The 24,129-nt window shown below is 44.4% G+C and carries 19 protein-coding genes and 1 other annotated feature; of the genes, 15 read left to right on the top strand and 4 right to left on the bottom strand.

Annotated features, from left to right (window positions below; translation table 11 throughout):
• Positions 1-6 precede the first annotated feature (6 nt).
• The 3 genes from MHB71_RS11400 (at position 7) to MHB71_RS11390 (ending at position 2,773) form a co-directional block, all read left to right on the top strand.
• Positions 7-582 carry a GNAT family protein gene (locus MHB71_RS11400; RefSeq protein WP_253508091.1) on the top strand — a complete coding sequence of 192 codons (576 nt, stop codon included), beginning with the start codon at positions 7-9 and terminating at the stop codon, positions 580-582.
• A 122-nt stretch (positions 583-704) separates the two neighbouring features.
• Positions 705-2,162, top strand: coding sequence for a S8 family serine peptidase (locus MHB71_RS11395; protein ID WP_340029627.1), 1,458 nt, complete (start codon positions 705-707; stop codon positions 2,160-2,162).
• 35 nt (positions 2,163-2,197) lie between these two features.
• Positions 2,198-2,773: a GNAT family N-acetyltransferase gene (locus tag MHB71_RS11390; protein ID WP_340029626.1), complete on the top strand. Its 576-nt coding sequence runs from the start codon at positions 2,198-2,200 to the stop codon at positions 2,771-2,773.
• Positions 2,774-2,959: 186 nt separating this feature from the next.
• On the opposite strand, the gene MHB71_RS11385 is transcribed toward MHB71_RS11390, so the two are convergent.
• A complete protein-coding gene (locus MHB71_RS11385; protein ID WP_076249478.1) occupies positions 2,960-3,319 on the bottom strand; it encodes a MerR family transcriptional regulator in 360 nt (119 codons plus the stop codon).
• A gap of 102 nt (positions 3,320-3,421) precedes the next feature.
• Here MHB71_RS11385 and MHB71_RS11380 point away from each other — a divergent pair, with 102 nt between their 5' ends.
• Positions 3,422-4,132 carry an SDR family NAD(P)-dependent oxidoreductase gene (locus MHB71_RS11380; protein WP_340029625.1) on the top strand — a complete coding sequence of 237 codons (711 nt, stop codon included), beginning with the start codon at positions 3,422-3,424 and terminating at the stop codon, positions 4,130-4,132.
• Positions 4,133-4,760: 628 nt separating this feature from the next.
• On the opposite strand, the gene MHB71_RS11375 is transcribed toward MHB71_RS11380, so the two are convergent.
• Together MHB71_RS11375 and MHB71_RS11370 are read right to left on the bottom strand one after the other, a co-directional pair.
• Positions 4,761-6,278 (bottom strand): ATP-binding protein, encoded by a 1,518-nt coding sequence (locus MHB71_RS11375; protein ID WP_340029624.1) that lies wholly within the window; start codon positions 6,276-6,278, stop codon positions 4,761-4,763.
• Positions 6,278-6,961, bottom strand: coding sequence for a response regulator transcription factor (locus tag MHB71_RS11370; protein WP_036670730.1), 684 nt, complete (start codon positions 6,959-6,961; stop codon positions 6,278-6,280). Before MHB71_RS11370 ends, MHB71_RS11375 begins: the two co-directional genes overlap by 1 nt.
• 204 nt (positions 6,962-7,165) lie before the next feature.
• On the opposite strand from MHB71_RS11370, the gene MHB71_RS11365 reads away from it, so the two are divergent.
• From MHB71_RS11365 to asd, 6 genes are all read left to right on the top strand, one after another.
• A complete protein-coding gene (locus tag MHB71_RS11365; protein WP_076327736.1) occupies positions 7,166-9,352 on the top strand; it encodes a glycosyltransferase family 39 protein in 2,187 nt (728 codons plus the stop codon).
• A 49-nt stretch (positions 9,353-9,401) separates the two neighbouring features.
• Positions 9,402-10,388 (top strand): glycosyltransferase family 2 protein, encoded by a 987-nt coding sequence (locus MHB71_RS11360; protein ID WP_076327735.1) that lies wholly within the window; start codon positions 9,402-9,404, stop codon positions 10,386-10,388.
• Positions 10,381-10,773, top strand: coding sequence for a GtrA family protein (locus tag MHB71_RS11355; RefSeq protein ID WP_076327734.1), 393 nt, complete (start codon positions 10,381-10,383; stop codon positions 10,771-10,773). The genes MHB71_RS11360 and MHB71_RS11355 overlap by 8 nt, the downstream gene beginning before the upstream one ends.
• 57 nt (positions 10,774-10,830) lie before the next feature.
• Positions 10,831-11,703, top strand: coding sequence for a UTP--glucose-1-phosphate uridylyltransferase GalU (gene galU / locus MHB71_RS11350; RefSeq protein WP_076327733.1), 873 nt, complete (start codon positions 10,831-10,833; stop codon positions 11,701-11,703).
• Positions 11,704-11,852: 149 nt separating this feature from the next.
• Positions 11,853-12,698 (top strand): class I SAM-dependent methyltransferase, encoded by an 846-nt coding sequence (locus MHB71_RS11345; RefSeq protein WP_076327732.1) that lies wholly within the window; start codon positions 11,853-11,855, stop codon positions 12,696-12,698.
• Positions 12,699-12,887: 189 nt separating this feature from the next.
• Positions 12,888-13,165: a binding site (T-box leader), on the top strand.
• A 172-nt stretch (positions 13,166-13,337) separates the two neighbouring features.
• Positions 13,338-14,423, top strand: coding sequence for an aspartate-semialdehyde dehydrogenase (gene asd, locus MHB71_RS11340; protein WP_340029623.1), 1,086 nt, complete (start codon positions 13,338-13,340; stop codon positions 14,421-14,423).
• 264 nt (positions 14,424-14,687) lie between these two features.
• Here the strand turns inward: asd and MHB71_RS11335 are convergent, their stop codons facing one another.
• Positions 14,688-15,656: a bile acid:sodium symporter family protein gene (locus MHB71_RS11335; RefSeq protein WP_074094894.1), complete on the bottom strand. Its 969-nt coding sequence runs from the start codon at positions 15,654-15,656 to the stop codon at positions 14,688-14,690.
• 141 nt (positions 15,657-15,797) lie between these two features.
• Between MHB71_RS11335 and MHB71_RS11330 the strand changes: the two genes are divergently transcribed.
• From MHB71_RS11330 to MHB71_RS11310, 5 genes are all read left to right on the top strand, one after another.
• Positions 15,798-16,268 (top strand): DUF6376 family protein, encoded by a 471-nt coding sequence (locus MHB71_RS11330; protein ID WP_127545763.1) that lies wholly within the window; start codon positions 15,798-15,800, stop codon positions 16,266-16,268.
• A 324-nt stretch (positions 16,269-16,592) separates the two neighbouring features.
• The gene (locus MHB71_RS11325; protein ID WP_340029622.1) at positions 16,593-17,348 is read left to right on the top strand and encodes an SDR family NAD(P)-dependent oxidoreductase; all 756 of its coding nucleotides are present in this window, start codon (positions 16,593-16,595) and stop codon (positions 17,346-17,348) included.
• 490 nt (positions 17,349-17,838) lie between these two features.
• A complete protein-coding gene (locus MHB71_RS11320) occupies positions 17,839-18,636 on the top strand; it encodes a sulfite exporter TauE/SafE family protein (protein ID WP_101314010.1) in 798 nt (265 codons plus the stop codon).
• 187 nt (positions 18,637-18,823) lie between these two features.
• Positions 18,824-21,205, top strand: coding sequence for a polyprenyl synthetase family protein (locus tag MHB71_RS11315; RefSeq protein ID WP_340029621.1), 2,382 nt, complete (start codon positions 18,824-18,826; stop codon positions 21,203-21,205).
• 267 nt (positions 21,206-21,472) lie between these two features.
• On the top strand, positions 21,473-24,100 hold the full coding sequence (locus tag MHB71_RS11310) for a PAS domain S-box protein (protein WP_340029620.1): 2,628 nt from the start codon (positions 21,473-21,475) through the stop codon (positions 24,098-24,100).
• The last annotated feature ends 29 nt before the right edge of the window (positions 24,101-24,129 follow it).

The raw sequence follows: 24,129 nt of genomic DNA, 5'->3' as shown, positions 1-24,129 counted from the left end.
GGCGAATTGAGAGAGATCGATTATAGTCAATATTTCTGGCAGGATGACAAGGTTAGATTGCGTGCTTTGCGTGAGGAAGATTGGGAAGATCATTATTATAACCGCTTTGATACACCCGCCCGTCGGTTATTGGAGTGTGCAGTAGAGTTGCCGCCAACCCATGTTGAAGCGAAGAGTTTCACGGAAAACTTCTCTGATTTTTCTTTAGCCAAAGGACGGATCATGTTTACAATTGTAAACATGGATGGTGAAAATGTCGGAGGTGTGAATCTGAACAGCATTGATGAGAGAAACGGTACCTTTAGCATTGGCATTCAAATTGACAGGGATCATCGAGGAAAAGGATACGGGACCAGAGCCGTACGAATCTTACTGAAGTATGCCTTCTTCGAGCGTAGGCTCAACAAATTCAATGATTCTGTACTCGAAGGAAATGAACCTTCTGCAGCCATGATGAGAAAACTTGGATGTATTCAGGAAGGTGTGCGTCGCCAGGTGATCTACACCGATGGAAAATACCAGGATATGATCCTCTTTGGATTAACCAAAGATGAGTTTATGGAAAAAGAGGGCCTTGTATGATTCTAGTATAAATAAGATCGCCAGAGAGCTCGAAATCTGCCGATTTTAGTTGGATGAATGATAATGTACTTTAAGCGGAAGGCGAGAGAGTATTCTAATGATATCAAATCTGAGGTGATCGTGTGGATAGAGCAATACCCGATCCGACATGGAAAAGGTTAGGTTTTGCTGAACAACCTGATTTTCATACTTCTGGTCTGGGTGTGGGAATTGTAATTATCGATTCAATTAAACAACATCATCTCGTAAATCACTTAAATACACGAATCAAATGTGTTGCCGTACATGAAAATATGACTGTCTCTGTGCGAGACATTTCATCTATGAACAGGGAGGAGGATAATCGGAAAGGTGAACATGGCCTTATGAGTGTACTGGCTTTAGCTCATGAACCTATTCTGTTAGAGGAACAAATTCACGTCGGGATTGCACCAGCAGCAACATTAATCGTTTTAGATCATGGCGCATTTACAACTGGAGAAGGAGAACGTCTGAAAAAAGGAATGGAATGGATTCTTGAACATGGGGTCGAATGGAATATTAAAATTATTTTAAGTACTGGTTGGCAGGCATTAGATAATGAAGTTTATCTTAAAAATACGAGTGAAAACTCAACTGTTAAAGCATTGGCGACAGCTGTGCAACAGGGCATTTTGGTTATTTGTTCGAATGGAAATACACGTTTAAATAACATCATGCCTCCAATACAATATCTAGCAGTAGGAGGCTACGTTGATCGTGGAAAGGCCGATCGTTCATTACACGTTCCTTACCCTGATGAACCTTATGGTAGAAATGGAGATGGCCACTTTAGGCCAGATATATTAGCGCCCAGACTACACCTTACAATCCCCTCTTATGAAACTGAAGATTCTGGTCAGCGCGTATCTTTTTATGGGGGCACCTCTGGATCGGCTGCGCTTGTGGCTGGTGTTGCGGCCCATTTGTTCTCCCAATTTCCGAGTCTAAGTGCGGAGATGCTAAGACACTTGTTAGTCGAGCATGGAGAACCACTTGAGGGTAATGATAACCTGGCTCCTCGAATTAATGTTGAGAATACAATTCGTTATATGAACAGGGCAGATAAGCCAAGGTACATAAAAAAAACTTTACCCATGATAAGTATAAAAAATCAAAATCTCTATAGCGCAATTCATTCAATCGATGATACCGAAAGAGCGCTCTCTTTAACAGTTTTAGTTGAGAGGGACGAATTATCACGTGAAGAGTTATGGAGTTTCACGAAAGATTCATCCGCTATTGTTCGTAAAATTGCAGTATCGACCCTCGGCGAACCGATGAATGAACAAGAGCGAAAGTTGTATTGGGTGCATTTAATGCATGAAACAGAAGGAGGAGTGCGTGGATGGTATATGCATGGATTATTGCAAAATGCTCCAAAGGAGGAAATACACAATTGGATAAAATGGTCAACAGATATTAACTGGTCGGTTCGATGGTGTGTTAGCGAATATTTGGCTCAATATCCAGAGTATTTTCCCCAACTCGAAAAAACCCAAGACCCTGACGCTATACATATCAAGGCATTGCCTTTAAGGGAATGGTACACGGCTCTATAATGATGTAATGTAAATTAAAATGTGGAGGCAACCTTATGAACCAACCTATACAAACTGATGAATTAATCATCGATTGCAAGGATATTTATTTACGTGAGTATCGACTCGAGGATTTGAAGAAACTGCAAGAAATTACGTGGCAACCCGAGGTGTATGAATTCTTACCGGGATGGAACGCTACGATTGAAGATAGGAGCCTGTGGCTCACCGAATATGAAATTCCTGAGAATCAGCGTTTTAAACAAGCTGTGGTGGCGGGAGGAGACATCGGAGATTTATACTTACGTATGGCTATCGTACTCAAAGAAAATGATGAGTTTATAGGATGGTGTTGCTCAGGGATTAAGGACGAACTGCCAGCACCCAATCGGGAGATTATGTACGGTATTTCGAAACACTTCAGAAATCGTGGTTACACCACGCAGGCGCTCAAAGGAATGACGGAGTATTTGTTTGAACATACAAACGTGGAAGTGTTAAATGCCATCGCTTTGACTACCAATCCAGCATCTAATAAGGTGATACAGAAATGTAATTTTGAACGGGTCAGCTCGATCGAGATCGAGGATGAAAAGTATAACCATTACCACCTGCGTAAGCAACAAGGCTAATTTTAATAGAACGTAGTCCCATAGTGAAGGGCTATAAAATGAAAGTTTCGGATCAGGTTGGACAGTTATTGCTCTGGCTGTCTGATCTTTTTTGTATTTATTTTAAGAAGCTACTGAGGAAACCTTGTTAGGATACGTGCTCCCTTACATAAATGCAAAAGAGTAATCTATCGCATAAGGCTTATATTAATAATTTTCTCCACGATAATAGCGCTCCAGTTTGTTATCCAAATGAACAAGCTGCGCTTTTTTCTCCTCTATATCATTCAGCAACTTTTGCTTTTGATCCTCAATCAGCTTGGTTCTTTCCTTCAGCGTGGAGGTTCCTTCGTTGACCTGATCATAATATTTTTTGATGTCTTCCACACTCATCCCGGTTTCGCGAAGGCATTTGATAAAAACCAGCCAGTTCAGATCATCCTCCAAATAAAGACGGTTATTCTGCTCATTTCGTGCAGCAGGTTTCAGCAGTCCCTTTCTTTCATAAAAGCGGATCGCACCAATGGAGATTTCAACTTTTTTTGCTACTTCTCCAATCGTTAACATGTTAATCCCCCTTTTTATAAAAATAATTTGACCTACACTAAGTGTAGCATAGTAACTTATACATTGTTAAATATAAATCAAATTATGGAAAGAAGGATTCGCATGAAAAAGACTGTCTTTGTAACCGGAGCAAATAAAGGAATTGGATATGAAATCGTAAAGCAGTTGGGTGAAGCAGGTTGGAAAGTTATCCTCGGCGCACGTAGTGTTGAACGGGGTGAAAGAGCTGTTTCAGAATTAACTTCCAAGGGGTTAGATGTAGAATTTGTACAGATCGACATGTGCGACTTGAAGAGCATTGAGCAGGCAGCCGATACGATTCACAAGAGTTATCCTGCAATAAATCTTCTGATCAATAACGCGGGTATGCCGGGTGCTTTCTCTCATTCCTTTACGGATACAAAAGAGGAAGATCTACGGAACGCCTTTGAAGTGAACTTTTTCGGCACCTTCCGTTTGAATCAGCGATTGTTCCCATTAATCAAAGATAATGAAGGCACAATCATTAATGTATCAACTGACATGGCTTCTCTGGACCATATGCAAAATGCGGAATTTACTTTAAATGCCTTCGACTATAATTCATCCAAAACGGCCAACAGTGCCATGACACTTTCGATGGCTTATGAAGTGAAAAACAGCAGGGCTCAAGTGTTTGCAGTAACGCCCGGATTCACATCAACAGATCTTAATGGCAATGCCGAAGGCGGTAAATCAAAAGAAGCCGGCGCTGCGATTATCGTGCACTATGCGACGGATGGTAAACGCCATAACGGGGAGTTCCTAGATGAAAATGGCGTGTACCCTTGGTAATCCGCCGTTGCCAAAAGCAACGATAGAACGGGATGAATTTTAGCGTGTATCTTCAAACTCAAACTCAAACTCATATTCAAATTTAGGCAAGCTATACGATGATGGATACCAAGGTCTCAAAAGTCTTAAGGTCCAAGATGGCTGATCCTGGCTAATCTTAGTGAATGCCTAGACGATTTTCTAACGAACTCAGAACGTCTTATTCGGCCTCTAGGTACGCTTCTTAAATTGTAAGGAACATCAGACACGCTATTTTCTGAAATCCCCTGAGAAAAACGCAGTAAACGGTTGTTTATTCTAATATAACGTGGCTCAGGTTCATTAGATCTCTGCGGACGCTTCAAATGCTCGAATAAGACGCCTCAGATTCGTTAGCCCGAAAGCCATTGGGCTACCACTCTACCCAATCGGATACAAAAAAAGAATCCCCCATTCATTCCTCAACCGAAATGAGTGGGGGAATTCGTCATGCAATGAAAAGCCGGAATTAAAATGGAAGATGAGCATCGTTTGGAGAGCTTGCCTAGAGCTTGCGTAATGATCAAGTAGATCTTACGTAAAGCTGCGTATAGCCAACTTATAGCCAACTTATAGCTTACGTATAGCCTACTTGCAGCCGACGCTCAGCCTAGACATCAGCCTTATACAACGGCATTAATATCATAAATTCAGTTCCCACGCCTACCTGACTTTGTACGGTAATATTCCCACCATGCGACTCCACAATCGAGCGGGTAATGGCGAGACCGAGACCTGCGCCACCTTGTTTGCGCGAACGAGAACTGCTTGTGCGGTAAAATCGCTCAAAGATATGCGGCAGATGTTCAGGTTCAATGCCTGTGCCGTTATCTTTCACTGATAATTCAGCCTTATGATGCGTGGCATATAATGTTATGGAGATGGCTCCATGCTCAGGATCGGTATGCTGCACCGCGTTATGGAACAGATTCAGCACAACCTGTTTCAGCTTGTAAGGGTCAGCCAGTACATGTACTTCAGCCGTCAAATCGAGATGAATGGATCTTTGTTGAGCCATCATGGCAAGTTGTGGTTGCATTTCGAGCAGCAGACTATCCAGCTGAATGACCTCCCGCTCCTGCTTTGGAGCCTGATCCAGCTTGGTTAGTAACAGCAAATCTTCAACCAGCTTGTTAATTCGTACGGATTCGCCGTGCATGCTGTCCAGTGCTTTATACAATTGATCTTGATTGGTCGCTGCACCCCGTTGTAAAACTTCAATGAAGCCGTGAATGGAGGTGAGCGGGGTACGAAGCTCATGAGAAGCATCAGACAAGAAACGCTGCATCTGCTCTTTCGATTCCCGCTCCGCTTCAAACGAGTTCTCCAGCCTTTCAAGCATGCCATTGAAGGAAACTGCGAGCTGATCCACTTCCTCTTGTCCCTGAACGACGGGAAGGCGATCTGCGAGGCTGCCTGCATCGATCTGCTGTACTTTATTCACCATGTTGGACAGGGGAACCAGCGTCCGGCGTAATACCTTGGTGTATAGAATCAGACCGGCTACCATGGCCAACAGCGATAACATGATGAAGATCAGGAGCTGTTTAATAATCAAGTCTCTCAGTGGCTTTGTAGCCGTGCCCATCTGCACCATTGGTAAACCACGATTGCGTGGACCGGGTGAAGCAAATACAATCAATTGCTCATTCCCTTGGCTATCCGTGACGATCCGATAGGGAATGTGTTTTTGTTCTTTCAACTCATCTGTAATGTCCTGATATTCAAAGGTTGATAGTTGAGGGGCTTTCAGACCGTCTTCCCCAAAAACATCCTCGAACGTACCTTGGTTATCAAACAGGGCTAGTGAACGGTCAGGAATAAACAACACCCGATTACCAGACCCGTTTCCTACCTGTCCACCAAAAGGATTGTTGGAAGAGCCGTTACGTGACTGGATACCGAGCCAAACCGGGGGCATGGACATGAGCTGTTCTTCCATGGTTTTTGCCTGATTCCGGTAGAGAAAGCTTTCCATGATCCAGAATTGCAGAATACCGATTAACAATAACAGCCCGGCAAGCACGAACAAAGAACGTGAGAGCAATTGAGAACGTAGTGAATGAGGCCAGATCCAGTGGTGGAGACGTCTTAAACGAAGTTTATTTTTCTTTGGCAGCGAGTTCATCAGAGATCCACCCTGTACCCGACACCTCGAAGTGTGCGAATGAGTTTATGCTCTTTATCTCCGAGTTTGTCGCGCAAGGAACGAACGTATACCTCCACAATATTTTCTTCCCCGCCAAAATCATACCCCCAAACCCGGCTCAGAATGGTCGCTTTGCTAAGCACAATCCCATGATTAAGAACAATAAATTTTAACAGTTCGTATTCGGTAGGAGATAACTCCAAGACCTGATTCTGATAGGTGATTTCTTTGCGCTGATCATCAATTCGGAAGGGACCGTGGGTGACGGCTCCTATTAATAAAGGAAATTGATTCCGCAGTCTGGCCTGAATCCGGGCGAGCAGCTCATCAAAGGCAAAGGGTTTGATCATGTAATCGTCAGCACCTAACCAAAGGCCCTTAACCCGATTCTCGACTTCATCCTTCGCTGTCAGCATAATTACACCAACCTCGGCACCGGTCTTACGCAGACGCTCGACCACTTCGAATCCATCCATCTCAGGCATCATGACATCCAGAATAGCCATATGTGGCTTGAATTCAAGCGCCAACTCAAGCGCAGCGGCTCCATCGGGTGCGGTGCGCACATCAAAGCCCTCATTGCTTAATCCAAGCTCTAGAAATTGTAAAATATGTGGTTCATCATCAGCCAATAGTATTTTAATTCCGCTGCTAAGCTTCATAATATGCTTTCTCTCCTTGCCCGTTTCATCTAGACTTCTCCCTCACTTCGGAGGGACTGTATGTAGTATTATCGCTTGCCAAACTGAAATTTAGCTGAAAGGATTGTGAATTATCCTCAGACAACATTCAGCGGGCACTCATCCCAGCTTTATTTTGGCATGTCACAATACTAGACATGAAGAACTTTGAAGGAGTGATTAACATTGAATAACATCAAAAGAAGGATGGATCTTGTCCTTCTGCCGATTGTATTACTGGCGGCATTTCTGAATGGGTACGGCATCTGGAACGATCAATATGCCAATTCCTATTATACGACTGCCGTTGGGAGTATGCTCAGCAACTTCCATAACTTTTTCTATGCTTCACTCGACTCGGCAGGCTCGGTCACTGTAGATAAACCACCTGTTGTCTTCTGGATCCAGACGGCCTTTGCCTATGTCTTCGGATTGCACGGATGGAGCGTTATTTTGCCGCAGGTATTAGCGGGAATCGGTTCGGTGCTCCTGATCTATTTCATGGTGAAACCTACATATGGTCTTGCAGCAGCACGAATCTCGGCACTTGTGCTGGCGACTGTGCCTGTCGTGGCGGCAGTCAGCCGTACCAACAATATTGACAGCATGTTGGTGTTTACACTACTGCTGGGTTCATGGTTTTTGTTCAAAGGCAGCAAACAAGGCAGTACTTGGCGCATTCTGGTTGCTTTTGGGTTAATAGGCGTAGCATTTAATATGAAAATGCTTCAAGCCTACATGATTCTCCCGGCTTTTTACTTGTTTTATCTGATTGCATTTCAGGCGAAATGGAGAAGGAAGATCATCCTGCTGATCGGCAGCACAGCGGTTCTGGCGGTGGTTTCCTTATCCTGGGCGGTCACTGTGGATTCTATACCCGAAGACGAGCGGCCTTATATCGGCAGCAGTGAAACAAACTCGGTCATGGAACTCGCCTTTGGATACAATGGTCTGGCTCGCCTAACGGGTCAGCAGAATACTGCAGGTAACGCAGGTATGCCAAATGGTATGGGACAGGGAGATAATCGTGGCAATCGAGGAGACTCGTCTTCAGGTCCTAATCAGACAGGCAGTGATGTTCCTGGCGTTGGGCAAGATGTCAATGCACCGAATAACGATAATATGAGTGGTTCGAACGGCTTGAACACCATGGGCGGCATGAATGGTTCGAATGGCAATTTCCCGAACAGGCAGATGCCAAATGATATGGAAATGCCAAACGGAAGAGATTTCGGCGGAGGCATGGGCGGAATGTTTGGTACGGGGGAGAAAGGTCCTCTGCGTCTGTTCCAGACTGAACTGTCAGGCCAAGCTAGCTGGCTTCTGCCAGTTGTGCTGCTTGGATGCATTGCCATATTTGCAGGATTAAGACGGAGAAATATAACCAACAAGCACAAGGAAGCCTTGTTCTGGCTGACCTGGCTGCTTCCCGTTGCTGCCTTTTTCAGTGTGGCAGGTTTCTTCCATCAGTATTATCTGATTATGCTTGCACCTCCAATTGCGGCGCTGACTGGCGCAGGATTTGTAGCGATGTGGAAGTCATATCGTGATCGCAATGGCTGGCAGGCATGGTTGCTTCCGGTGTCCGTGTTGCTGACGACTCTGTTCGGCTGGTATATCATGCAGGTGTATAACGATACGATTGGTGCAGGCTGGTCCATTAGTGAATTGATCGCAGGCATTCTGGTCACGGTCATCCTAATCGTTATGCTTCATCGCACACATCAATGGAAACAGGGCTTCATTATCGCGGGATTCATAGTGATGCTGATTGGTCCAATCTACTGGGCATTCACCCCAATAACTTATGGTGGCAACAGCATGATTCCGGCAGCAGGACCTACTGGTTCCAATGGTATGTTTGGTGGAGCAGGAATGGGCATGCCGATGGGTAACGGTGCAGGAGACACAGAAATGCCTACAATGGGTGGCCGTGGCGGAATGGGCAACCGTAACGAAGAAGTGGATACAGCCACACTGAATTATCTGAAGGAGCACAATACAGGCGAAACGTATCTCTTCGCTACTACGGACTATAATCAGGCAGCACCTTATATCATCGATGAAAGAGCAGCGGTCATTACGCTTGGAGGTTTCTCAGGGTCAGACCCGGTGTACACAACGGAGGAACTGGAGCAACTCGTCAAGAGCGGGCAAGTGAAATACTTCATGGTTGGTGGCATGGGTGGGCGCGGAGGAAACTCAGATATTAGCGATTGGATCAAAGAGCACGGAACCGAGATTCCAACGTCAGAGTGGAAGACAGGTACGGACAGCGGAACTATGGATAACGGAGACACGGAGAATGAAGCTGGACTTGGATTTGGATTCGGATTTGGCGGACAGACGACTTTGTATGAAGTGAAATTGTAGACGAAATAAAAATCTCGAACGAAGTCCATTGAAAAGGGAGGGGACAAACATGGCTCACGCGTACCGATACAGCATTATTATTCCCATGTATAACGAGGAAGCGGTGATCGAGGAGACTTATCGGCGTCTGAAGAAGGTCATGGGCAGCACAGGAGAGAGTTATGAACTGTTGTTTGTTAATGATGGCAGCGTGGATCGAAGTGCACAGATGATCCGTGATTACGCCCGTTGGGACGAGAGTGTGAAGCTGATAGATTTTGCCCGTAACTTCGGACATCAGATTGCGATAACAGCTGGTATGGATTATGCAGTGGGGGATGCGGTGGTTATTATTGATGCGGATCTGCAGGACCCTCCCGAACTGATACTGGATATGATCGCCAAATGGAAAGAGGGCTATGAAGTCGTATATGCCCGTCGCACCAGACGAAGTGGGGAAACTCGCTTTAAGAAATGGTCGGCGAGTCTGTTCTATCGTGTACTGCGTGCTTCAACGGATACGGATATCCCGGTAGACACCGGAGATTTTCGCCTGATTGACCGCAAAGTATGTGATGAGATGAAACGTCTTCCGGAGAAAAACCGATTTGTGCGGGGGTTGGTCAGTTGGGTCGGATTTCGTCAGACTGCGATTGAATATGAACGTGATGAACGTCTGGCAGGTGAAACAAAATATCCGCTGAAACGCATGTTGAAACTAAGCCTGGACGGCATTACTTCATTTTCGTATAAACCGCTCAAGCTCGCAGGTTATGTAGGTGCGATCCTGTCGGTTGGCGGATTCATCTATATGTTAACGGTTATTGTTTCGGCCATCTTTACGGATTCAACGATTAAGGGATGGCCATCCATTGTGAGTATCATGCTGATCTTTAACGGATTCATCCTGATCATGCTGGGCATTCTGGGCGAGTACGTGGGCCGCATCTATGATGAGACCAAGGCGCGTCCGCTATACATTGTGAGAGATGTGGTGCAGGCCGAAGGCCAGCAAGCAAAATCCCAATTGACAGTCCGAGTTGCTCATCATGACTAAGCGTCTGGTGACACTCTTCAAGTTCGGTATTGTGGGTGTTGCAAATACGACAGTGGATGCGGTGGTGTTTGCTTTACTTGCAGTGGTCGGTGTACCGGTTCTGATGGCTCAAGTAATTTCGTACAGCTGCGGTGTTGCGAACAGTTATTGGCTGAACGGCAGGTGGACTTTTCGAGATACGGCACGAGGAGGTGGCGATAGAGCGAAACTTATTCGTTTTCTAATCACTAATCTTATCGTTCTCGCGTTATCCGCTCTCATACTGATGACTTTGCACGATATGCTGGGTTGGAGTCTCGTGATGAGTAAAATCCTGGCGACCTTGATGGGGATGGTTCTGAACTATATGGCCAGCAGATATTGGGTGTTTCGTATCGCTACTTAGCTGCCCACAGCGTGCAATATTGGTTATAAGAAGCAAATGAAAGGAGTCTATGATGATATGCGAATCAAAAAAGCAGTTATTCCGGCAGCGGGTCTCGGAACCCGTTTCCTGCCAGCGACCAAAGCACAGCCTAAAGAGATGTTACCGATTGTAGACAAACCGGCCATCCAATACATTGTTGAAGAAGCAGTGCAATCAGGCATTGAGAATATCCTCATTGTGACCGGACGCAACAAAAAATCCATAGAGGACCATTTTGATAAATCGGTTGAACTTGAACACTCTTTATATGCCAAGGGCAAACAGTCTTTACTGGAAGAGGTGCAGGCCATCAGCGAGATGGCCAATATTCATTTTATTCGTCAAAAGGAACCACTGGGTCTGGGGCATGCCATTGGGTGTGCACGGCAATTTGTAGGAGAGGATGCCTTCGCTGTACTGCTGGGAGATGACATAATGGTGTCTGATCCGCCTGCACTTGCACAGATGGTTCATCTCTACGAAAAAACAGGCAACCAGATCATCGGTGTCCGTCAGGTAGACGCGGCAAATGTGAGCAAATATGGCATTATTGATTCGAATGGTGCAAAGGACCGGGTTCACCGAGTCACCAATCTGGTCGAAAAACCTTCCCTTGCAGAAGCGCCATCCCGAACAGCTGTAATGGGACGATACATTCTGAAACCTTCCATCTTTCCTATTCTGGATCAGATCGAGAGAGGTGCTGGAGGGGAATATCAGTTAACGGATGCCTTGAAAGAAGTAAGTCAGGTGGAGGAACTGTTGGCCCTTGAACTGGAGGGGCGTCGCTACGATATAGGCGATCAATTCGGATATATTCAGGCGATCTTGGAGATCGGACTGTTGCGCAAGGAATTACAGCCCATGCTGACACCCTATCTTCAGAAGCTTGCAACTCAGTGGACATAGGAATTGATATGTAGCAGAGCTTTAGATCTGCTATAGGACGAGTTCTCCTCCGTGCCATGGTTCTGTCATAGACTCTAGTGTTGTACAATTATTCCAGTAACGCTACAATTAGCAAGAAGTTTAAGTTGCTCTTTGAGGAGTGAGGAATCATGAATGAATCTATCATCAGGGACCTTATTAAGTATATGGACGTGGAGGACAACGCCGCCATTCAGTACATTCAGACCGAGCATCGGATGAAACTGGGACTCTTTTGGGGGATACAGGAAGGCAGCCGGGTTCTGGAAATCGGGTGTGGTCAGGGAGATACAACGGCCGTGCTTGCACATCTGGTGGGGGAGCACGGGTACGTTCATGGTGTAGATATTGCACCGGAGGATTATGGTACACCGCTGACCGTAGGCGAAGCGGCAGCCAAGCTGCGGAGATCTCCACTGGGTGATCGAATTCGAATGGATTATGATTTTGATATTCTGAGTGATCAGACTCAATTCGCCGAGAATGAGTTTGATGTTATTGTACTTTCCCATTGTTCTTGGTACTTGAAATCGTTTGACGAACTCGCCCAGATTCTTAGCAAGGTCAGGACGTGGGGACATCAGTTATGTTTTGCTGAATGGGATGCACGAGTAACAGATGTGAGCCAGCTCTCACATTGGTTATCCGTTCTGATTCAGTCTCAGGTTGAATGTTACAAGGAGAACAGCTTCTCCAATGTGCGCACGCTTTTTACACCGGAGGATATCCAAGAGCTTGTCTTTGCGGCAGGCTGGACGATTAAGGAAGAGACTTCGACCCATTCTCCTGAGCTGCAGGACGGTCGCTGGGAAACCGAAATGACACTGGCAGAAGCGCCTGTGGAACTGAAACTGCTTCCGATCCCGTACAAAGTAAAGACACTTCTTCTTTCCGAACTGAAATTACTTAAGACACATCATGCCTCGGGGCCCGGGAGCCCACTGGGAACGTATGCGATGGTTGCCAAAAAGCAGTAAGGAAATAGCTATTTGTAGTATGTTATAAGAAAAAAGTCCATCACGTACTTTTCACAGAAGACAGACCGTTTAGCTGAAGTTTTTCTTGCGATAATTGAATGGTTCAGCTCCGCTGGAAACATATAAATTCCATGATCTAAAAAAATGTGTTTACTTCATCACAGTAATTTTGATATTATAATCGCAATATCAAATGCGACGAAGAGACGAGTAGATAAAAATCATTCTTTCAAAGAGAGCTCCGGCAGCTGAAAAGGAGTAAAGAACTTTTTATTGAATAAAGACTCAGAGCAGCACATCGGAACTTAGCATTTAAGGGATGGTGTGACAGGAGCTCCTGTTACAGAGCTAGAGTATGAATGGTCTACAGCTTTCAACATGGTTGTAAACCTTTACTTGAAGAGGCGGATATGGTGACATATTGGCGAATCTGGGTGGTACCACGAGAGTTCAATCTCGTCCCTGAGACTATTGTCTTGGGGATGGGATTTTTTGGTTTTTCCGGGCTGTGACTACACGCTTTGGAATTGCCTGAATAGTGTTAATTAGGAAGTCAATTTCATAATACGTTGTTTTTAGTGAGTTATGAAATTGATTTGAAGAGAAGAATCACTTAAACCGAAAGGAAATGATGATTGAATGTCAGCAAAATTGAAAGTTGGTATCGTCGGAGGAACAGGAATGGTGGGTCAGCGTTTTGTGGACCTGCTTGATCAACATCCATGGTTTGAAGTAACAGCTATTTCTGCAAGCGCCAATTCGGCAGGTAAAACATATGAAGAATCCGTACAAGGTAGATGGAAACTCGCAGTTCCTATTCCGGAAGCTGTGAAGAAAATCGTTGTTCAGGATGCTTCCCAGGTTGAGGCTTTTGCCAGTCAGGTTGATTTTATTTTCTGCGCGGTTGATATGAAAAAGAATGAGATTCAAGCGCTCGAAGAAGCTTACGCTAGAACAGGCACACCTGTCGTGTCCAATAACTCGGCTCACCGCTGGACAGCAGATGTACCAATGGTAATCCCTGAGATTAACCCGGGACATCTGGATGTTATTGAAGCTCAACGCAAACGTCTGGGTACAAAAACAGGATTTATTGCTGTAAAACCAAACTGCTCGATTCAGAGCTATGTGCCTGCACTGCACGCCTTGCGTGAGTTCAACCCGACTCAGGTTGTTGCTTCCACGTATCAAGCAATCTCCGGAGCAGGTAAAAACTTTACGGACTGGCCAGATATGCTCGATAATGTCATTCCATACATCGGTGGCGAAGAAGAGAAGAGTGAGCAGGAACCACTGCGGATCTGGGGTAGCATCGAAAATAATGAGATCGTCAAAGCATCGGCTCCATTAATTACAACCCAATGTATTCGTGTACCGGTAACGGATGGACATCTGGCTACTGTGTTTGTAAACTTCGAGAAAAAACCAAGTAAAGACGAAATTTTGGAGCGTTGGTTGCAGTTCAAAGGTCGTCCGCAGGAACTGGCTCTGCCAAGTGCACCAAAACAGTTCATTACGTATTTTGAAGAAGAGAACAGACCACAGACAAAACTGGATCGTGAAATCGAACGCGGAATGGGTGTCTCCACAGGCCGACTGCGCGAAGATTCACTCTATGATTACAAATTCGTTGGATTGTCCCACAACACGCTCCGCGGAGCGGCAGGTGGTGCGGTTCTGATCGCAGAACTGCTTAAAGCCGAAGGATATATTCAACCGAAATAAGCATCAAGGCATCATGAGTAGCAACAGATTTCTGAAAAGAATGAACAGATGAAAACCATCACTCGTTGATGGTTTTTTATATTGTGGACAAGCATTGGTAAATCTACATTCTTATCGTAGCTACAGGTTTAACAGCAATGTTTTCACAAACAAATTACTAGGTTTACGAAACGTAGCAGTATCGTAACAATAATAGTAATAATAGCAACACAAATCAAAACGCCGACAATCGTGTCGGCGTTTTTTTTACATTCCAGTATTTTGTTAGGCAGCGGATGTCTTATCCGACTTTTGCAGAAGCTGCGATCGACGACCGAGCAGATAACCTGTCAGGGAAGCGAGCATCTGTTGAAATACCATGCCAAGCACGACGGGGACAGCAACAGGTGGCGGAAAATAAGAAACAGCCAGTACTGCACCTGCGCTGATATTACGCATGCCTCCATTGAACACCAGAGCGACCTGATCGGCCTCGTTCCAGCCCAGCAATCGGGCGATGAAGTAACTTAGTGCATAACCGAATGATGCCAGGAAAATGATGATGACCGCAAGACCAGCCAACTTCCAGTTGAAATCAGCCAAGTAGGGCGCAACGACAGATCCGTTAATCGCAACAACTGATGCCATGAACAATTTGGATAACGGGTTCAACCTTGGTCCCCAGACCGGGACAATGGCGCCTTTGGTCCACTCATTCAGCAGCATACCGAGCAGGGATGGTACAACAATCATCCAGAACAGACTGCTCATCATGGCTGCTGTGTCCAGTGTGACACTGGTTCCGATTAACAGGGATAACACCCCGGGCACTACAAAAGGAGCAAGCATGGTGTCAATCAGGATGATGGATAGCGTAAGTGCGATATTGCCCCGATAGATACTGACCCAGATGAAGCTGCTTATTCCTGTCGGAATCACGGCTGCCAGAACAAGGCCCGTTATGGTGTACGCATCTGTAGGGAAAACCAGATGACCCATACCAAGAGCAATTAGAGGCATCGCCAAATGCAAAATAAACAGACATACAAACAGGGGGAACGGCTTCTTCAGCACGTTCACAAAATCCCGTATCCCAAGACTGATACTTCCAGCGAACGTCATGAACGCAAAAAGCCAAGGGGATAAAAAGGTATAAGAAGAAAGAAAACTCCCGCATAACACGCCAATAATAATGCTGATTGGGGTAATCAGTGGCATGATGCGGTTCAAGCGTTGGTTCAAGGCTTGAAGCATAATCATGACATCCCTTTACCGTGTGATTTTACTATTATACATCTTAATAACGTTGGCTGCAGACCCATTTGCAAAGAAGCAGTCTGAACAGGTATCATGGACTTTGAACAAGGATTCCGATTAGGAGAAGGGGAGATGATCATGTTCATAAGAAAAAGAAAGCACACATTAATGATGACAGGCCTTATTGCATCAAGTATTCTTTTGATTTCAGCCTGTTCTGTCGTGGAACAAGCTAATCAAAGTTTAAATTATGTGAGTGGGGCTACTGATTATATAGAACAGGTATCAAACGCCGGGGCTGATCTGCAAGAGCTCGCATCGGGTGCGGTGAATAATCCGGAGATTACAACGCAGATTCAGGAGAAAATCGATCTGATCCAAGCAGAGGCAAGCGAATTTTCTCAGTTGACTGCTCCTGCAATAGGAGAGAGCATTCATGAGAATCTGGTTAGTTACAATACTCAATTAACAGAAGTTGTGGACAATTTCGAGAATACAATTGCAGAGCAAGGTTTTACGGCAGAAAATTGGGAGAAGACAGGCATTCCTGAACTGATTACGAACATCAATAATTTGAAAGATCCGCTAAGCGGACTTCAGGGTGAATAAGTTGAATTAATTTTCAATATGGAAGAAACACAGTTTGAAATTCTCATATTTTATAAGGGCGAGATATCGGAATGATTGAATTACCGTTATGCTCGCTTTTTTTATTTTCCGAAACCGGTGCATATTTAATATCACAGGAGCTAGACTATATCATGTAAATAGGAGATGTATATGACATTTATCTCTTATTTATGTGAAGATGATCTATGGTTTGACAAGATTGGGACAGAGGCGTATGATAAGTATATAAGTTAATAAAACATAGTTACTTACTATAAGTTATGAATTGTGCCTAAATATATTTTGCCAAAGGAGAGCTGAGTCATGACTCAACACAATGGAAAAGTAATCATTATTACAGGTGGAGCCAGTGGTATTGGTAAAGAAACAGCACTTCAACTTTCGGATCAAGGTGCGACTATTGTTGTCGCTGACTATAATGAAGACGGAGCGAAGAAGCTTGCGGCAGAGATTGAAGCAGCAGGCGGAACAGCGGGCGCGTACAAAGTGGATGTATCCAAAGGAGACGAGATCAAAGTCCTGATCGACTGGACCGTAGAGCAATATGGTACGTTAAGCGGTATTTTCAATAACGCAGGTATTGGACTTGTGAAGCCATTTCTGGAGATGGACCCGGAATCCTATCACAGAGTCATTGATGTAGATCAGCACAGTGTATACTACGGTATGTATTATGGCGCTAAAAAAATGGTTGAATTAAATGTACAAGGTACTATTGTAAATACAGCTTCGATCTATGGAAGTGTTGCTGCAGTAGGTAGCTTCAACTACAACGCAGCCAAGGCTGCTGTTGTTATGATGTCCAAATCCGGTGCATTGGAACTAGCTGAGCATGGAATTCGTGTAGTTGGTGTAGCACCTGGCTTTATCGAAACACCGATTCTGGGTGATGACCAAGCCATGAAGGATGCGCTTGCTACTCAACATATGCGTGGAGAGCTCATTCAACCGGAGAAAGTAGCCAGTGTGGTTACATTCCTGTTCAGTGATGCAGCCAGTGCAGTTAATGGTACAACTGTAGCCGTAGATGATGGATTCCTCAGCTTCAAAACCAAATAAATAACCTTCTAAAATTAAGAGAACTCATCTCGAAAAAACAGAAAAAAAACGGTGCAGAACGATTAATTCGTTTTGCACCGTTTTTGTATTTTCATTATAAAGTAATCATGGCATATGAGATGGAAATAAGTTTGTCGAATCATCCCGAAATTTCAGAGATCGTGATACAATTAACAAGGTTGTATCTTTTTATCATTTTGTGGTGTGTCATATACAATTCGAACTCCGAGAGAGCCATAACTCTCTTCTTTGTAATGACATTGAGAACAAGTTTTGGTTGAACATAACGCATCGTTATGAACTTGTAATTTTTCATTGCACTGTGGACATTTATTTTCAAAAAGAGTCTTCAACACGTTAAACATGCTTAATCACTCATTTCGGATTAATTTACTTGGTTTTTATTATAACGGATAATATTCGCTGTGTATAGCACTTTTGAGTGATATCGAAATGAGATTTATATTGCACGAAAGGAAGCGCATAACCGATGGATCTTCTGCTTTTTGTCATCATGTTTATACTGGGTCTGGTCGGTTCATTCTTCTCCGGTTTGTTGGGTATTGGTGGGGCCATTATCAATTATCCGCTACTGTTATATGTTCCATCCTGGGTGGGATTGGAGCCGTTCTCAGCACATCAGGTATCGTCGATTAGTATGTTTCAAGTGTTTTTCGCTTCACTTGCTGGTGTGATTGCATTCCGGAGAAAAGTAAAAACGGGTAGAAGTGGTGGGGCGATCGTTCACCGCGGATTGGTGCTGTACATGGGCTCCAGCATTCTTGCTGGCAGTCTGATCGGCGGGTTCATATCCGGTCATCTGGACGGAAGGATTATTAATCTGATCTATGGCATTCTGGCGATCATGGCGATTGTGCTTATGCTGATTCCCGGAAAGGGAAAGCTTGATACCTCAGCTCCACTGGTGTTTAACCGATGGATTGCAGCAGGCACGGCTTTTGCAGTAGGTATTGTATCAGGAATTGTTGGTGCGGGTGGTGCCTTTATCCTTATTCCTATCATGCTGACGATTCTCAATATCCCCGTACGAACGACGATTGCTTCTTCACTGGCGATTGTATTTATCTCCGCAATCGGCGGCGTTATAGGGAAAATTACGGGTGGAGACATTCCGATGGAACCCATCATCTATACGGTGATCGGCAGTCTGCTTGGAGCATCCCTTGGTTCACGGGTTAGTTCAATGATCAATGTGAGGGTACTTCGATATGCATTAATCGTACTTATCGCCATCACAGCGGTCAAAGTCTGGTCTTCCATTCTGTAAAATCACGTATGTAGAAATGAACAATGACGATTTCGTAACCAAACGGTTGGATCGCCGTATAAAGGTTATGAACATGAGCTGAAGCGTTGGATACACGATCAAATGAGTTCAGTTTTCGTCCATGGAGCACCTCATCTCCTTTCATGGATACATGTTTAACATTAATAGAATTTGAGGTATCCACCCTATGAATAACGTACTTACAGAACAGGCTGATGCAGGATATCGGCTAGCTGAGCAGAAAGCATCTCAGTATTTTACTTCTCTTAGGCAGCAACTTATGGATAATACGTATACCACAGCACTTACCCAAGATATTCATGTATGGCAAAAGAAACATATTCATCGTTTTGCCTGGCTTTCTCTTTTATCACCTAGCAAAAGAAAACCGGATCCTCGGGATGTTCATAGATATATCCACTGGCTGAATACTACAGGAAAGCTGGATGATTACCTGGATCGGAGTATCTCCTATATTTATATGCGAGATCTGGGGCAAGCCCTTGATTCTCCGGGTACGCAGGCCCGAATTCAGAACGTTGTCCAGAATACTAAAAAATACTTTATGAGCTCTGCCACTGGGCGCAAAGGACAGCCCGATTATATCAGTCTGGCTGCGTTGTACCGGTGGGGACAGAAGGAGCACATTGAAACGGCTGTCATCTGGGTGATGAACAAATTAAAGAATGTAGCATCCAACATCCCGAAGGAGCTGGATGCAGAGCAGGCGCAACGGAAGCTCATCAAGATCATTCTCGGCGTGGTCCTTCATGTGGACGATGAGATGAATGAGCAGACACCACCTGAAGAACGTGCCCAGAGATTTGATGCGGCGATTCGACTTGGTTATTCGTACGGTTTGACGTATCCATTTGTGGATGATCTGCTGGATTCTCAAGCATTGACTGTTCAGGAAAAAGAACAATATTCCCTGATGATACGTGATGCACTTCTTACCGGGGTCGTACCTGATCTGGGAGAGTGGAAAGGCAGCAATCTTGAAGTAATTGAATATGTACATTCCGAGCTTCGGGAAGCATTTGAGTACATCAAGAACTACCAGCATCCAGAGAAACAGCGCACGTTTTTAGAGCAATCCTATGTGTTTTTTCAGTCTCAGGAGATTGATCGCAACAAGAAATTAGCCAATGCGAATTATAGCAATGAAGAATTGTACATTCCGATTATTATCAAATCTTCTTCTTCCCGATTAATCGTCCGGTCTGTTCTCAGTGCACCGGTGGATGAAGGATTTGATCTGCGGACGTTCTATTACGGGATATATAATCAGTTGGCAGATGATTTTGCCGATATGTTTGACGATATGGAAGAAGGGGCAGTAACTCCGTATACGTACTATTTGAAGTATCGAGATTTGCGTCCCGATTTGATTAATCCATATGAATTGTATTGGGCAGTCATCTCTCATCTAATCCATGATGTTTACAACTCGGATGCCAAGACCCGTGAGGTCATACTGGATCGTGCCATTAACGGGCTGAAGCGTTGTAAAGAACGGTTGGGGCAGCAAAAATATGATGAAGTGATGACGATCTTTGCCTCTGGGCAGCCTGAATTCAATCAACTGGTTCAACAGATGGTGCGAAAAGCAGATGACGTTGATTTCCTTGATAAATTGTTACGGGATCAGGTTGTGCTTCAATTGAAAAATGACAAGCAGGAAAAAGAGGAGTTCAAACAGACCATTCGAACGGTTCGCGAACAGATTAATGTGGAGTTGCAGATTGCGAAGCCCGTTGGCCTTCATGAGATGAAAGAAACGCTGATCGATGCGGCCAATTACAGCTTGCAGGGAGACGGAAAAAGGCTACGTCCGATATTAACTTGGGTTATGGGCGTGCGCGAGTATGGTCTACCTGAGTCATCCATCGTTCCGCTGCTAAGATCGCTGGAGTACATGCATACCGCTTCCCTGATCTTTGATGATCTGCCTACGCAGGATAATGCTTCGACAAGACGTGGACGTTCCACGCTGCACCAGGTACACAATAGTGCCACAGCAGAGCTAACCGGTCTATTTCTTATCCAGAAGGCGATTGGAGAGCAATCCTCATTGGATCGTTTTGATGCGGCGACCGTGCTCAGACTCATCCAGTATTCGGCTGAAAAAGCAGAGGATATGTGTATGGGGCAGGCCATGGATCTGAATTCCAAAGGCAAGGCATTGACGCTGGAGCAGTTGAACATGATCTGTTTTTACAAAACAGGCATTGCCTTCGAAGCTGCCCTGGTTATGCCAGCGATACTTGCTCAAGTGAAGGAACCGGAGATGGCTGCACTGAAAAAGTTTGCTTATCATGCGGGGATCGCCTTCCAGATCAAGGACGACTTGCTAGATTTCGAGGGAAATTACCTTATTCTTGGGAAACCTGCAGGTCAGGATGTGCGGAACAACAATTCAACCTTTGTGTCTATTCTGGGTGATGAAGGCGCGAAGAAAGCGATGTGGGAGCATTATTGTCTTGCTACAGATGCATTGAACGAGATGCCCAAGCCTATCACCTTCCTGAGACATCTATTGGATTATCTTGTTGGTCGCGAGCGCTAATTCATATAACTAACGATTCCGTGTTGCGTATGACTTATTATGATATATAATGACAAAGTTCGGGATTCCATGTGGATGGATTCCGGGCCTTGTTTGATTTAAAGACACAAATCTCTTAAAAAGATTTGTTTCAACGGTTGAAATTCTGGGTATTAAGCAGGTACTGTTGTTTTAAAACTGACTAATTTTTATAGAACATCTTATATCAGTAAAAATTTTAGATTTCGACAAACTTTACATGGAGTCTATGCCAAAGGAGAACTTACAATGCAGGTTCAAAAGGTCGATCATCATGAATTGTTCGAGCAGATCTATAACCAAGCGCCTATTGGGATTGCACTCGTTGCTCCAACAGGGCAATGGATGAAAGTGAACCCTGCTTTTTGCTGTATGCTAGGTTATACAAGTGATGAATTAATGGATCTCACGTATCAGGATATTACACATCCGGATGATTTCTCACAAGATATGATCTGTAGTTATGAGCTATTTGAAGATAAATCAAAAGAAAATCAATACGAAAAACGTTACATTAATAAAAATGGTGACATCTTATGGTGTTCAATACATGTTTCCTTGGTTCGAAGCGAAATTACGGATGAACCGCTTTATTCCGTTTGCCATATTGTTGATATTTCCAATCGTAAACTGTCTGAACAAAAACTCCTCCATCGTGAAGAAATGTTCAAACTTATTACGGATCATGCTCAGGAGATCATCTATATTGCCGATTCAGAGGGAGTTTGTCGGTTCTGCTCACCGTCAGTCCAACAAATATTAGGTTATTCCCCGGAAGAAGTCATTGGCCAAAACAATAATGCTTCCTTTCACCCACAAGATCTGGAACGGATCTCACAGATGGATTTGACTAAAGGTAATCTGTTGAATATTAGAGTCCGCCATAAAGACGGGCATTATCTTTGGTTTGAAACCACATACAAGGTCTTTGGTGATGCGGAGCATGAACAGCAGATTTTTACAATTGGACGAGATATATCAGAGCGAAAAAAACAAAAGGATATCAGTGCAGAGGCTGAACGTATCGCCTTGATTGGTAGTTGGGAATGGGATATGGTCTTAGACCGTATTACATTTTCAGATCAGATCTTTGAGATTTTTGAACTTGAACGCACCTGCAAACCATATCGTATAAGTGATGTTTTTGATGTTATGGATGCCGAAGATATAACCTCTTTACAAAAACATATTGCAGGGGTAAAACAGGGTGAACCGCTCGATTTTGAATACAAACACATCAGCTCTGATGGAAATGAGAAGTATCTTCACTTGCGTGGATTAATTACGCTTGATGAGCATGGTCAGCCAGTTCAGCTGAACGGAACACTACAGGATATCACTGAACGCAAGCGCATCGAATTTAAATTGCAGGAATCTGTGGAGCGATACACTTCGCTTAAGAAATACAATCATGACGCCATTATCTCGTTTAACATGGATGGTAATATTATGAATGCAAATCCAGTAGCGGTGAAAATGACGGGTTGTCCCGTGGCTGAAATGATCGGTACAAGCATAAGCAGATTTATCGGAGCCAGTAATCTGGGTCTGATTCTGGGCAGTAACTATGAGATGGCTGAAAAGGAGATCAACGCTGTTCGGCACACGAATGGATCTGAGACAGAAGTCTTGGCTACGCTTGCTCCGATCATTATTAATACATCCAATGTCGGGTTTTACCTGATTGCGAAGGATATTACGGAGCAGAAAAAACTGCTGGTAGCCAAAGAGACAGCGGAGAGAATGAATAAGGCCAAAAGTGAATTTTTGGCGATGATGAGTCATGAAATCCGCACACCTATGAACGGTGTAATTGGGATGACGGATTTGCTTTTGGATACTCCTGGACTTAGCGGGGAACAAAAGGAATACATCGAAATCATCCAGAAGAGTGGAGATTCCTTGCTGGCCATCATTAATGATATTCTGGATTTTTCCAAAATCGAATCAGGGAAAACCGATCTGGTAGAAGATCCTTTTGATCTCGTAGAGATCGTGACCGAGACGGTGCAAATCGTAAAACCACTGGCTCGTGAAAAGAAGCTGGATGTTCGCATGTGCGTAGAAGATGTTATTCCAACTCCGGTGTATGGTGATGCTTATCGTCTTAAACAGGTACTTACCAATATCATCGGCAACGCGGTCAAATTCACTTCAGAAGGCGGCGTAGAAGTTAAAGTGGGAGTTAAGGAGCAGTGCGACAATAACGTGCAGCTTTATTTTCAGGTAAAAGATTCGGGCATTGGCATTCCGGCTGAGAGGAAACAACAATTATTTGAACCTTTCTACCAACTGGAGAATTTTATGACCCGCAAACCTCAAGGTACCGGTCTTGGCCTTGCCATTAGCAAGAAACTGGTGGAGCTTATGAAGGGTGAGATCTGGATCGAGGAATCGGATGAACCGGGTACAATATTTATATTCACCGCCCAATTTAAATTAAATAACGGTGAAGAGAGCAACAGGTTGGATCAACAGCAGAAGAAGAGCAGAACATCAGCCTTGCGGATTTTAATTGCAGAAGACAATGAGGTGAATCAACTCGTCCTTAGCAGGATCGTTGAGAAAAAAGGGCATTTCGTGGATCATGTGGCGGACGGTGTTGAGGCAGTCGAGGCGGTCAAACACACTTCATATGATATTGTCTTCATGGATGTGCATATGCCAAGGCTTAATGGATTCGAAGCGACAAAAGCGATTAAAAATGCTTTGCACCCCGAGAGTTGTCCATTCATTATTGCGGTAACTGCAAATGCCGTAAGAGGAGACATGGAAAACTGCTTGAAGGCAGGCATGGATGCGTATGTCAGCAAACCGATCAAAATTGAGTCCATTATGCAAGCATTGGAGAGCTATTACATCAAAAATAATCTCTGAACGCGTTACAAATGGATTCATGAGTAAAA

It is taken from the genome of Paenibacillus sp. FSL H7-0940, from assembly GCF_037979415.1.
Lineage (GTDB): Bacteria > Bacillota > Bacilli > Paenibacillales > Paenibacillaceae > Paenibacillus > Paenibacillus amylolyticus.
The sequence above is the reverse complement of the archived record's forward strand: the minus strand, read 5'-3'. Positions and strand labels throughout refer to the sequence as shown.

Coding starts and splice junctions, on each gene's coding strand:
- MHB71_RS11345 (WP_076327732.1), top strand. CDS start 11,853: ATGAATGAATCTATCATCAGGGACCTTATTAAGTATATGGACGTGGAG.
- MHB71_RS11360 (WP_076327735.1), top strand. CDS start 9,402: ATGGCTCACGCGTACCGATACAGCATTATTATTCCCATGTATAACGAG.
- MHB71_RS11380 (WP_340029625.1), top strand. CDS start 3,422: ATGAAAAAGACTGTCTTTGTAACCGGAGCAAATAAAGGAATTGGATAT.
- MHB71_RS11375 (WP_340029624.1), bottom strand. CDS start 6,278: ATGAACTCGCTGCCAAAGAAAAATAAACTTCGTTTAAGACGTCTCCAC.
- MHB71_RS11390 (WP_340029626.1), top strand. CDS start 2,198: ATGAACCAACCTATACAAACTGATGAATTAATCATCGATTGCAAGGAT.
- asd (WP_340029623.1), top strand. CDS start 13,338: ATGTCAGCAAAATTGAAAGTTGGTATCGTCGGAGGAACAGGAATGGTG.
- MHB71_RS11315 (WP_340029621.1), top strand. CDS start 18,824: ATGAATAACGTACTTACAGAACAGGCTGATGCAGGATATCGGCTAGCT.
- galU (WP_076327733.1), top strand. CDS start 10,831: ATGCGAATCAAAAAAGCAGTTATTCCGGCAGCGGGTCTCGGAACCCGT.
- MHB71_RS11370 (WP_036670730.1), bottom strand. CDS start 6,961: ATGAAGCTTAGCAGCGGAATTAAAATACTATTGGCTGATGATGAACCA.
- MHB71_RS11320 (WP_101314010.1), top strand. CDS start 17,839: ATGGATCTTCTGCTTTTTGTCATCATGTTTATACTGGGTCTGGTCGGT.
- MHB71_RS11325 (WP_340029622.1), top strand. CDS start 16,593: ATGACTCAACACAATGGAAAAGTAATCATTATTACAGGTGGAGCCAGT.
- MHB71_RS11355 (WP_076327734.1), top strand. CDS start 10,381: ATGACTAAGCGTCTGGTGACACTCTTCAAGTTCGGTATTGTGGGTGTT.
- MHB71_RS11330 (WP_127545763.1), top strand. CDS start 15,798: ATGTTCATAAGAAAAAGAAAGCACACATTAATGATGACAGGCCTTATT.
- MHB71_RS11335 (WP_074094894.1), bottom strand. CDS start 15,656: ATGCTTCAAGCCTTGAACCAACGCTTGAACCGCATCATGCCACTGATT.
- MHB71_RS11385 (WP_076249478.1), bottom strand. CDS start 3,319: ATGTTAACGATTGGAGAAGTAGCAAAAAAAGTTGAAATCTCCATTGGT.
- MHB71_RS11310 (WP_340029620.1), top strand. CDS start 21,473: ATGCAGGTTCAAAAGGTCGATCATCATGAATTGTTCGAGCAGATCTAT.